Raw genomic sequence first — 11042 nt, forward strand, 5'->3', positions numbered from 1 at the left:
GGCCGGGGCGCCGAAGCCGGTCGTCGCCGCCTGGGCGCGGGTGAGCGCCGCCTCCGCGTCCAGCAGCGCCCGCAGACAGGCACCGTCACCGGTCGCGGCCGCGGCGGCGGAGCCGAACCACCCGGGGCCGAGCAGCCCCGTGTCGGTGCCGCCGTTCGTCGCTGTTGTCACTGGAACTCCAGGAAGACCGTCTCGCCCTCGCCCTGAAGGCGGATGTCGAAACGGTAGGTCCCCCGGCCCTCCTCGGCGGCGATCAGCGTGTCGCGCCGGTCGCCCAGCCGGGTGAGCAGCGGGTCGGCGGCGAGCGCCGCCTCGTCGCCGGGCAGGTAGATCCGGGTGAACAGGTGCACCAGCAGACCGCGCGCGAAAACGCACGCACTGAGGTAGGGCGCGCTGCCGCCACGGGCACCGGGCCGCAGCGTCCGTGCGTACCAGTGTCCGTCGGCGTCGGTCTGGATCCGGCCCCAGCCGGTGAACTCCACGCCGTTGCGGCCGAGGTGCCCACCGCTCGCCGGGTCGCGCCGCATCGAACCGTCCGTGGTGGACACGTTCCCTTCCGGGTCGGCGCCCCACAGTTCCACGAACGCGTCCGGCAGCGGGGCGCCCTCGCCGTCGAGGACGTACCCGTGGACGGTGACCGTGTCCGGGTGGCCGAGGGGGGCGATGTCCTCGCCGCCGCGGAACGGCAGGGCGTAGCCGTAGAACGGGCCGACCGTGTGCGACGGGGTCGGCAGCACGTTCTCGGGGCTGCTCGTGTCGATCTTCGTCATGGCTGGTCAGCGTCCTTCTTCGAGCCAGGTGGCGTCCGGGCCGTCCAGCACGATGTCCCAGTGGTACCCCATCGAGAACTCCGGCACGGACAGGCTGTGGTCGTAGGTCGCGACCAGCCGCTGCCGGGCCGCGTCGTCCGTCACGGACTGGATGATCGGGTCGTAGGGGAACAGCGGGTCGCTCGGGAAGTACATCTGCGTCACCAGGCGCTGCGTGAACGCCGAGCCGAACATCGAGAAGTGGATGTGCGCCGGACGCCAGGCGTTGAGGTGGTTGCGCCAGGGGTAGGGGCCCGGCTGGACGGTGGTGAAGTGGTAGCCGCCGTCGGCGTCGGTGATCGTACGGCCGACACCCGTGAAGTTCGGGTCCAGCGGGGCGTCGTGCTGCTCCCGCTGGTGGGCGTACCGGCCGGCCGAGTTGGCCTGCCAGATCTCGATGAGCTGCCCCCGCACCGGCCGGCCGGCGCGGTCCAGCAGCCGTCCGGAGACCGTGATCCGCTCCCCGATCGGCTCGCCGTGGTGCTGCCGGGTCAGATCGTTGTCGATCCCGGTGATGTCCCGCTCGCCGAAGGCAGGGGAGTGCAGCTCCACCAGCTCCGGGTCCTTGCTGGTGTCGATGGCGACCAGCGGCTGCTTCGGATGCCGGAGCATGAAGTAGTCGCCCAGCGACCAGTTGCCCAGCATCTCGAAGAACGTGAGATGGGTGGGGTCGCCGACTTCTTCGATGTCGTTGGTCCGGACGCACTTCTGGTAGTCCACCAGGCGTGTTCCCGCGGGGTGTTCGGCGCCCAGGAAGTAGGGGACGAGCGGGTGCATCCCGGCCGTCGTGAACAGCACGCTCGGGTCGCGGTCGGGGACGAGTGAGGCGCTGGGGATCACCGCGTGCCCGCGCGCCGCGAAGAAGTCGAGGTAGCTGGTGCGCAGTTGGCCGGGAGAATCGATGTGCTTCATGGTCTGAACCTCGGAGGGAAGGGACGGAGCCGGGCAGAGCGGTTTCGGGCCGCCTGCCGTGTCACGGTGTGGACGGGGTGCCGGATGACGACCCGGATCTGCGGGGAACGAACTGGTCACGGGAGAGCCGCTGTTCCGTTGTGATGTGCTGGGCCATGCCGGAGGCGTCGAGGTCTGTGCCGTCGCGTGAGGCCCAGGCCTGCACGAGTTCGACCGGGATTCCCCGCTCGGACTTGAGCCGGAAGAGCGACTCGGCGGTGATGGCGGACCCCTCGCGGGTGAGCTTCTCGTACTCGCGCCGGCCGGCTGCCACCAGCGTCCGGAAACTCTCGGCCTCGGCCCGGACGAGGTCCAGCGAGGAGTCGGCCAGTCCGGGAAACCCGCGCCAGCGACGGTAGGCCGCCGCGGCCAGGGCGACCGGCCCGACCAGCCGGTCCGGCGGGCTGCCCAGCAGCTCCAGGCCGAGGAAGGCGCGACGCAGCAACCGGCGCAGGACATGCCCCTGGCGCTTGGGCCCGGGCGAGACTCCCGCGCCGATGATCAGCGCCACGGTCCGGACATGGTCGGCGACCTGGCGCAGCAGCCCCTCGGCCGTCTCCGCGTCATGGTCCCGGTCGCCCTCGCAGACCGCGACCACCTGCGCGTACAACGATCGCAACGTGGGCAGTTCGTAGATGTCGGACAGGCCCAGCACCGCCGCGGCCAGTCGCTCCGCGCCGCCGGCGGAGTCGACGAGCGGCTCCTGCGCACCGGCGGCCGCGCCGGGGCCCTCGCCCCGGAAGTCCAGGAACTCGCAGTTCCAGAAGTGGAACCAGCGGCCGCACGGACAGGTCGAGGTGCAACCGAGCCCGCACGGGGTGCCGTTGTCGGCCAGCACGAGGAGGTTCGGCCCGAACGGGCCGCCGGTCAGGGGGGCCGCGAAGCGGCGGGCGGTCGAGCCGATCCGCCGCTCGGGAAATCCCATGCGGGTCAGCGCCTCGACGGACGAGGTGTCGCTCAGCCCGCCGGACTCGTCCGCGCTGGCGATGAACGCCAGCCGGTCCGGGGGCAGCCCCACGGCGTGGAACGCCTCGAAGAGCCCCTCGAAATACCGCTCCCGCTCGACGGCGCCCCGCGACACATGGCTGACCATGGCGAAGGAGGTGGAGACACCGCGCCGCGCCGGGACGTCCGTCCGGTTGGTGCGTACGCACCACTGGAGCCCCACGCGCCCGGTCCTGCCGGGATGTCCGGACAGAGCCCAGTCGCGCCACAGCTGGATCCCCGCGGAGACGAAGAGCGTGGACTCGTCCGCGGGTGCCACGACACTGCGCGGCTCGACCCTGTGATGCCGGAAGCGCCGCCCGAGCTGGTCGACCAGCTCGTCGGCCAATTGATGCTCCACACCCACCCCTCGGTACTTGACCACTCCCAAAAAAGCATACGGCAGATTATTGACAAGGAGCAACTCTTGACTTGACTCCAGAGTCAAATCTTCCCGCCGACCTGCACATATAGTGAATAAAACACCCCGGAATACCCGTGTCAGGCTAGTCAATATTTCATTGACAAGCTGTCAAGGCGTGGGTAAGGTCCGGCACCATGAGCGATGCAGTGGAGCCGATGGCGCGCCGAGCGCTCCTGGACACCTCCGACAACTTCTCCACCATGAAGTTGCTGGCCCACCCCGAGGTGCTGGTTGCCGCTCGGCAGCCGGAACCCATGCGGCCGATCAACCTGGAGATCAACCCGATCAACATCTGCAACCAGAGCTGCACGTGGTGCACGTACGGCTATCTCCACGAACGGAAGGAGGTGCTGGACAAGGAGCGCATGCTCGAACTGCTGGAGGACGCCAGGAGCCTCGGCGTCCAGTCGGTCACGTGGACCGGCGGCGGTGAGCCGACCGTGCACAAGGATCTGGACGAGGTCGTGGAGCGGGCGGCCGAACTGGGCTTCCGGCAGGGCATCAACAGCAACGGGGTCAAGCTGGGACCGCGGCTGCGCCGCACCCTCGTAGAGCACTTCTCCTACATACGCTTCAGCGTCGACGCGGGCACCCCGGACGTCTACGCGCGCACCCACCGGGTGAACAAGGCGCTGCACAACGTGGTCCTGCGCAACATCGCGGCCCTCGCGGCCGAGCGCGATGCCGCGGGCTCCGGGCTGGTGATGGGCTTCTCCTTCCTGGTGGACGAGTCCAACGTCCACGACCTCGCCGAGGGGGCCCGCCGGGCCAAAGCGGCCGGTGTCGACTACTTCCAGGTCAAGCCGATCGTCCACTACGAGCGGTCGAACGAGCAGTTCGAGCAGGAGTCGTCGCTGTGGACGGTCCTGGAGGAACAGATGGCGCAGGTGCGCCAGTTGCGTGACGAGCGCTTCGACATCCGCTACCTGGACCACAAGTTCGACGACGTCACACGGCAGGAGGACTACGGCCGCACCTACGACGTGTGCCGGGGCAACGAACTCCTCGCCACCGTCGGGGCGGACGGGTCGGTGGACGTGTGCTGCGCCTTCAAGGGCGAGAGCAACTGGTCGTTCGGCAACATCAACGAACGCCGGTTCACCGAGATCTGGGCGGGCGAGCAGCGGCGTTCGGTGCTCGCGATGATCGACGTGAAGCGGTGCCCACCGCTGTGCAAGGGCCACGAGCTCAACAAGATCATCCACTTCGTCAACAACTTCGACGCCCACCGGGAGTTCCCGTGACCGGCGCCCCCGCCCCCGGCCCGGGGATCGGCATCGTCGGCGTCGGCGGCGTGGCCCGCTACGCCCACCTGCCGGCGTACCGCCGTATGGGGCTCGACGTGACGGCGGTCTGCGATGTCGACGAGACCGTCGCGGCCGAAGTCGCCGAGGAGTTCCGGATACCGCACCGGTTCCGCGACGTCGCCGACCTCGTGGCGCACCCGGACGTGGCCGTCATCGACATCGCCACCCCGCCGGCCAGCCATCTGGAGCTGATGACGGCCGTCGCGGAGGCCGGCAAGCCCATGCTGGTGCAGAAGCCGCTGTGCACCACGCGATCCGAACTCGACGGCATCAGGCGGCTGCGCGACCTCGGAGCCCGGGTCCGGCTCAACATGACCGGCCGGCAGGTGTCCGCCTGGCGCAAGGTCCGCGACCTGCTGCGGTCGGGGGCGATCGGACAGCCGTATCTGTGCACCATCCGCAACCGGGACTGGTGGGACCGCGAACCCGGGCGCTGGGACCACACGATCGACGACTACATCGTGTTCGAGATGGCGATACACCATCTCGACCTGTGTGCCTACTGGTTCGGTCCGGCCGTCAAGGTCACCGGGCGGGCGGGCACGCACCCGGGCCAGCTGCTGAAGCAGGCGAACTGGATCAGCGCGACCCTGGAGTACCCGGACTCGGTGGTGGTGCAGCTCCTGGAGGACTGGACGCTGCCGGAGTTCTCCTTCGCCGAGGGCCATCCCTTCGAAGAGGTCGTCATCTCCGGCTCGACAGGTGTCATCCGGGCCGGCAGCGAACGGGTGGCCCTGGCGGACCCCGGCGGCAACACCGTCCGCATGTGGCACCTGCCCCGCCCCGGCCAGTCCCTGCCGGGCGAGCAGTTGGAGACCGGCTGGTTCCCGGACAGCTTCGGCCACTCGATGCGCGACTACCTCGACGACCTGGACGCGGGCCGGGGCGCCGAAGAGGACTGGGACCATCTGGTCCGGCTCACGGAGGAGACCTTCGCCGTGTCCGCGTCCCTCTCCTCGGACCTGTGGGTGCCCTGCCGGACGGAGCACCCGGCGCCCGGAACGCGTCACGTGTGAGGAGGAGACCGTGCGATCCATGACCCCCTTCGACTTCGTCACCTATCTGGTGGGCCTTCCCACCGCCACCTACTTCGCCTTCGTCACCGCCCGGGCCTTCGCGGGTGAGGTCCGCACGGTCAGAGCGCTCCGGTCGCGGGTGGGGTCCGGGCGTACGCACGCCGCGGCGGCGGACACCTCCCGCACCGGTGCGCACCCCGTGGCAGGGCCCGAGTTCGTGATCCTCATGCCCATGCTGCGCGAGGACCGGGTCGTGCGGGAGGCCTGTGAGCACCTGGTGCGTGCCGTCAAGGACGGCGTCGCCCTCCAGGTCGTCATCGCCACCACCGAGCGCGAGGAACAGGAACGGCGGGAGGCCCTCGCCGAGCTCCGGGCGGCCGCCGGCCGCGGCGACCCGCGCCACGACCTGGACCAGGCGCTGACCCGGGCTCTGGTGCCGGCGGCCCACGCGCCCTTCCGGCACGCGCTGGAGACGGGGCGCCCGGACGAGGCCGTGCGGCTCGTCGCGGAGCGACAGCGGCCCACCACAGCCGAGACGGCCGCGGACGTCATCGCGGAACTCAACGCCTCGCTGGGCCGCGAGGTCTTCCACCATTCCGCCGCGCCGACCACCGCCACCGGCAAGGTGGGCCAGCTCAACGCCGCGCTGCGCAGGTGGCAGGACGGACGGGACCGGGCGCGCGACGTCCCTGTCTACGTCGGGGTCTACGACGCGGACTCCAAGCCGGACCCGGCCGCGTTCCTGGCCATGACCGACATCGTGCACGCCGAGGCCGTCGCGGGGCACGAGCCTCCCGAGATCTTCCAGCAGGTCTCCAGCTACTGCCGGGGCATGGGCGCTCTGCGTGGCATGCGGGCAGCGCTGCGACTGTCGGACGCGATCGCCCAGACCCGCTGGGCACTCGGTTTCGAGTACGACCTCTTCCGCAGGTACACGAAGCAGGCCCGCGCGGGAGGGCTGCGCCCGCTCGCCTACTGCATCGGGCACGGCTGCTTCGTCTCCCTCGGCTTCCTGGAGCGGATCGGCGGTTTCCCCACGCTGAGCCCCAACGACGACCTGGCCCTCGGCTACGAGGCCTCGCTGCTGGGCGCCCAGGTGCGTCCCGTGCCCGCTCTCGACTACTGCGACGTGGCCCCCGACTCGCTGTCCTCCGTCCGGCAGTCGCGGTTCTGGTTCCACGGATCGGCCCGGTTCGCCACCGATCTGCGCGCCTTCCGCAACGAGCTGGGGGTGCGCCCGGGCCGGCTCCAGTGGTGGTACCTGCTGGCCGTCGGCCACGGCCGCAACATCGCCTGGGCCTGGCGGGCGGCCGCCTGGGCGGCGGCCACCGCACTGGCCGCCGCCGACGGCCGGTGGGCGTTGACCACGGTGCTCGTGGCTCTGCACCTGGCCTATGTGCAGGGCGGGTTCCTCCAGACCTGGCGGCACCTGCACACGCTTCCCGGCGCCGCGGACCTGTCCGGAGTCAGGGAGTTCCCCGCGCGGCTGCTGCTGGCCTCCCTGGCCGCGGCCTCGGTCACCTTCGTGGTACGCAGCCTCGGGCCGCTGACCGGCAGCCTCGAACTCCTGCTGCGCCGGGGCGGCGTCACGAGCTGGAAGGTCGAACGATGACGTCGGCCGCCCGGTCCTCCGTCCTGCGCAACGCCCCGGTCCTGGTCGCCGGATACCCCCGCAGCGGCACCACGCTGCTGTACCGCATGCTCGCCCGGTACCCGGAGTTCGGTGCCGCCGAACGGGCACGGACGATGGGTGACTCCGCGCACGAGACCGCGCTGAGCTTCTTCATGAGCCCGCTGCTGGACCTCGACCGGATCGGCCGCCAGGGCTGGCCGCACTGGCAAGAGGCGCTGGGCGGCGCGGCGGGCGTCGACGCGTACCTCGCCCGGCTCGGCCGTCCGCGCCGGGCACGGACCTGGCTCGAGCGTGCGCTCGGCTCGTACGTCTTCGGGGACCGGGTCTTCGAACAGTTCACCAGTGACGTGGACAGCGTCGCGGTACGCGGTTGGTCCCGCGCCGACCGGCGGCTGCGGATCCGGCACGCCGCCATGCGCATCAGCCGGCGTACCCGCGTGGTCCGCGAGTTCCTGGAACTGGCGGCGCGAAGCGGCGGCTCGGAACGGATCCTGGACAAGTTCCCCTTCCACTACTACCGGTTCGCGGAACTGTCCGCGGCGCTGCCCGAGGCACGCTTCGTCTTCATCCACCGCTCCCCCGTCGACGTGTTCGCCTCCATGGTGCACCGCGCTCGTACGGAGCTGGACGGACGTCCTCCGATGGGGAGCGTCGCCTGGCTGGTCATGTCGGCGCCCGCGTTCGTCCGGGACTGGTGCGACAGCGCACGAGCCGCCCGGGCCTTCGCCGCGTACGCGCCCGACCGGCTGCTCATCGTCGACTACGACCGCCTCACCGCCCCCGCCGAGCGGACGGACCAGGTGACGCGGCTGGCCCGCTACCTGGGACTGCCCCCGGAGGTCATGCTGGCCGACGCCGGTGGGAATCCGCCGCGCGACCCCGCCAAGCGCTTCCCGTTGTCGTCCTCGACCCCCACCCCCAACTCCCGTCCGTTCACCGACGAGTTGTCGGCGGACGACATCGCCACGGTGGAGGAGGGCTGCCGCGCCCATGCGGAACTGCTGCGTGCGGCCTCCGGCTAGGACCCCCCGTGCTCCACTCGCCCCTTCCACCGGCCCGACAGGAGAATGCAATGCCGGCTGACCAGAGGATCACCATGGGCAAGGGCGTGCTCGTCATGACCTATGCCTGCAACCTGAAGTGCTCGTTCTGCTACGCGGGGGCGGAGGTGTTCGGCAGCCCGAAGACCATGCGCACCGCCGAGGCGTACAAGGGCATCGACTTCATGGAGAGCATCGGCATCAGCACCTTCACCCTGCTCGGCGGCGAACCGACCATCCACCGTGACCTGCTGGACGTGGTGTCCTACGCGCGTGCCAAGAACATGGGCGCCTGGGTGGTCACCAACGGCGTCAAGATCTCCGATCCCGCGTTCGGCCAGGCCATGATCGACGCCGGGCTCAAGGGCGGCTGCATCAGTCTGCACGGGCACACCGCCGAGGAGCACGACACGGCGACGCGGATACCCGGCAGCTACGACAAGGCCATGACAGCCGTACGGCACGCGGTGGAGCACGGCTGGCCGCTGTACCCGATGCTCACCGTGATGGATTCCAACCTCCCCAACGTGTTGCGGGTGGTGGAGAACCTGACCGCCCTCGGATGCCGGACCGTCTACATCAACTACGGCGTGCCGAACGTCGTACAGCAGCTCGACACGGGCGTCGCGTCCGGACCCGAGGCACTGGCCCGGCTCACCGAGCAGCTCTTCCGGCTGCAACCGGAACTCGGGGTCCGATTCATTTTCAACCGCGAGAAGAACAAGATCCCGCTGTGCAGTTTCGACCACGACACGCTCAAGGACATGTTCGCGGACGAGGTGATCGGCACCGGCTGTGAGGCGGCCCAGGGCAACACCGTGGTCATCGAGCCGGGCGGCAAGGTCCTCGGCTGCTCGCACTGGGTCGACCACCCTCTGATCAACATCTACAAGGACCGGGAGCACCTCGAGCTGCTGACGCCCGAGGAGTTCTGGGAGATGTGGCACTCCGGCCGCCCCCGGGAGTACCGGGACGAACTGCGGTTCTATCCCTACGAGCAGTGTGTCGACTGCGGCTGGCGCAAGGACGGCCGGTGCTACGGCGGTTGCAAGATCTGGCAGCAGGCGGATGTGCTGCCCAAGGCGTACGCGTTCGACGACGGCGAGGTCGTCCCGTACCGGCGCCGGCTGCTGCCTCTCGACGTCAAGCGCGGCTGACGTCCCGCCCCTCGTTCACGCCCCGCCACCGGCGCGGACGGTGACGATCCTCTGGAAAGACAGTGATCCCGTGATGGAAACGACCGAATCCCGGATACCGCTGGTGCACGAGAACCAGACCGCCATGGAAGGACTCCGCTTCGCCTGCATACGTCTGATGGAGATCGCCTCCGCCGTGCTGGTCCGTACCGCAAGCACCGAGGCCAAGGTGGCGCTCTCCCAGGACGTCTGGGGACTGGCCCAGTGCGCGGACACGCTCGGGCAGCGCCTTCCGGGGCTGCGCTCGACGAGGGAGGCCGCGAGGCCGCTGAACGCCGCCTTCGTGCGTCAGTGCAACGACCTGGTGGCCATCGAGGATCCCGACCGTCAGCTGGACCGGCTGACGCGCGTCGCCTACGCCGATCTGCGCGCGGCCACCGCGGCGCTCCTGGTCCGGCTCGACCCCCTGGTCGACGAGGCCGGCCACCAGTGCCTGACCTGGGTGCTGGACCGCCTGGGCACCCTGCACCGTCCCCTCGGGGACACCGAGGAAGGCGGGCCCTCGCCGCTCTTCGACAGGTGCGCGGGGCGGACGGGCGAAGCGGAGCCACCGGTCACGGTGACGAGCACGCCCGCCCTGACGGAGATCCCGGTCCGCCCCGGCCGCGACCCCCGGCTGCGCGAACACCGGCCCGGTGTCGACCCGGCCGGCGTGGGCGAACTGTCCTCCTCGGTCGACATCGTGGATCCCCTGCACGATGTCGCCTTCAAGATCGAGCTGTGCGCGGCAGAGATCTGCGCCACCCTTCTGGCGCTGCACCCGGAGGCTCCCTGGGGCCTGCGCCACGACCTCGCCCGCCAGGTGCGCGACGAGGGCCGGCACTTCGAGCTGCTCATCACCCGAATGAGGGAACTCGGCGGCACCGTCGGCTCACACCCCGTCCGTTTCCAGATCTGGGACAAGTTCCGTCTGGGCCGGACCCTTCCCGAACGCATCCTCATCGAACAGCGGCTCGGCGAGGGGATCGGCCTGGACGGCGGCCTGCGCGTCTACCGCTGGCTCCAGCAGATCGGGGACACCCGGACGGCGACGATCTTCGACTACATCAACGCCGACGAGGTCACGCACGTCGGCAACGCCAACCACTGGCTGGAAGAACTGCTCGGGGGCCCGGACGAGGTCCGCGAGCTGGACACCCGGGTACGCGGTCTGCTCGCCGAACACGACATGCCGGTGCGCCATATGATCCCCATCAATGCGGAGGACCGCGCCCTGTCCGGTTTCTCGGCGGAGGAGATCGCGGCACTTCAGGAAGAATGGGCACGCGAGCGCGCCGCCGCCGAACAGAAGACGGCACAGCGGCCGCGGACACCCCGGGCGTCCGACGACGCCCCTCACGAATATCTTCACTGAACCCCGGTTGAAATGTTACTGACGTTGTCAGTATGATCGACCAATCGCGTACTCTTCCCGGTCAAAAGGCCCGCATTATCTACATCTCACCAATCTCACCGATCAGGATCGCAGCTGACAGACAGGCGCGGAGACACACGTGATACTTGTGGGGAGTCGCCACTCTTATCCGCCGGTCCGGGACAGGTTCGCTTCGAGTTCGCTTTTCTGAGGCACGCCCAGTGAGGAGTCACAATGACCGTGAACGAAGGTCTTGGCTCGCGCATTCGGCGACTTCGCAGAGCGGCCGGTCTCTCCAGGAGGCGACGGCCTCGGTGGCGGGGACGGC

Annotated in this window: 9 protein-coding genes; 6 read left to right on the forward strand and 3 right to left on the reverse strand. The window is 69.8% G+C overall.

The genetic code is table 11. The features are described from left to right. Positions 1-167: 167 nt before the first annotated feature. The 3 genes from pcaG to ABZ646_RS29285 form a co-directional block, all read right to left on the reverse strand. Entirely contained in the window at positions 168-770 is a 603-nt protein-coding gene (gene pcaG, locus ABZ646_RS29275; protein WP_360525152.1) for a protocatechuate 3,4-dioxygenase subunit alpha, read from the reverse strand. A 6-nt stretch (positions 771-776) separates the two neighbouring features. Beyond that, positions 777-1721: a protocatechuate 3,4-dioxygenase subunit beta gene (gene pcaH, locus ABZ646_RS29280; RefSeq protein ID WP_360525155.1), complete on the reverse strand. Its 945-nt coding sequence runs from the start codon at positions 1719-1721 to the stop codon at positions 777-779. A gap of 61 nt (positions 1722-1782) precedes the next feature. Continuing rightward, positions 1783-3105 carry an alanine--tRNA ligase-related protein gene (locus ABZ646_RS29285; protein ID WP_360525158.1) on the reverse strand — a complete coding sequence of 441 codons (1323 nt, stop codon included), beginning with the start codon at positions 3103-3105 and terminating at the stop codon, positions 1783-1785. A gap of 197 nt (positions 3106-3302) precedes the next feature. Here ABZ646_RS29285 and ABZ646_RS29290 point away from each other — a divergent pair, with 197 nt between their 5' ends. The 6 genes from ABZ646_RS29290 (at position 3303) to ABZ646_RS29315 (ending at position 10714) form a co-directional block, all read left to right on the forward strand. Next, complete coding sequence (locus ABZ646_RS29290; RefSeq protein ID WP_360525162.1) at positions 3303-4412, forward strand: radical SAM protein; 1110 nt, start codon at positions 3303-3305, stop codon at positions 4410-4412. Continuing rightward, complete coding sequence (locus tag ABZ646_RS29295) at positions 4409-5491, forward strand: Gfo/Idh/MocA family oxidoreductase (RefSeq protein ID WP_360525165.1); 1083 nt, start codon at positions 4409-4411, stop codon at positions 5489-5491. The genes ABZ646_RS29290 and ABZ646_RS29295 overlap by 4 nt, the downstream gene beginning before the upstream one ends. Positions 5492-5501: 10 nt before the next feature. Beyond that, a complete protein-coding gene (locus tag ABZ646_RS29300; RefSeq protein ID WP_360525168.1) occupies positions 5502-7103 on the forward strand; it encodes a glycosyltransferase in 1602 nt (533 codons plus the stop codon). Next, entirely contained in the window at positions 7100-8146 is a 1047-nt protein-coding gene (locus ABZ646_RS29305) for a sulfotransferase (protein ID WP_360525171.1), read from the forward strand. The genes ABZ646_RS29300 and ABZ646_RS29305 overlap by 4 nt, the downstream gene beginning before the upstream one ends. 50 nt (positions 8147-8196) lie before the next feature. Next, on the forward strand, positions 8197-9321 hold the full coding sequence (locus tag ABZ646_RS29310; RefSeq protein ID WP_360525174.1) for a radical SAM protein: 1125 nt from the start codon (positions 8197-8199) through the stop codon (positions 9319-9321). Positions 9322-9394: 73 nt separating this feature from the next. Further along, the gene (locus ABZ646_RS29315; protein ID WP_360525177.1) at positions 9395-10714 is read left to right on the forward strand and encodes a DUF455 family protein; all 1320 of its coding nucleotides are present in this window, start codon (positions 9395-9397) and stop codon (positions 10712-10714) included. The last annotated feature ends 328 nt before the right edge of the window (positions 10715-11042 follow it).

Source organism: Streptomyces sp. NPDC007162 (assembly GCF_040634175.1).
Taxonomy (GTDB): Bacteria; Actinomycetota; Actinomycetes; order Streptomycetales; family Streptomycetaceae; genus Streptomyces.

Bases quoted from the DNA above. Each gene is read 5' to 3' on its own strand.
- ABZ646_RS29305 (WP_360525171.1), top strand. From the start codon at position 7,100: ATGACGTCGGCCGCCCGGTCCTCCGTCCTGCGCAACGCCCCGGTCCTG.
- pcaG (WP_360525152.1), bottom strand. From the start codon at position 770: ATGACGAAGATCGACACGAGCAGCCCCGAGAACGTGCTGCCGACCCCG.
- ABZ646_RS29315 (WP_360525177.1), top strand. From the start codon at position 9,395: ATGGAAACGACCGAATCCCGGATACCGCTGGTGCACGAGAACCAGACC.
- ABZ646_RS29310 (WP_360525174.1), top strand. From the start codon at position 8,197: ATGCCGGCTGACCAGAGGATCACCATGGGCAAGGGCGTGCTCGTCATG.
- ABZ646_RS29290 (WP_360525162.1), top strand. From the start codon at position 3,303: ATGAGCGATGCAGTGGAGCCGATGGCGCGCCGAGCGCTCCTGGACACC.
- pcaH (WP_360525155.1), bottom strand. From the start codon at position 1,721: ATGAAGCACATCGATTCTCCCGGCCAACTGCGCACCAGCTACCTCGAC.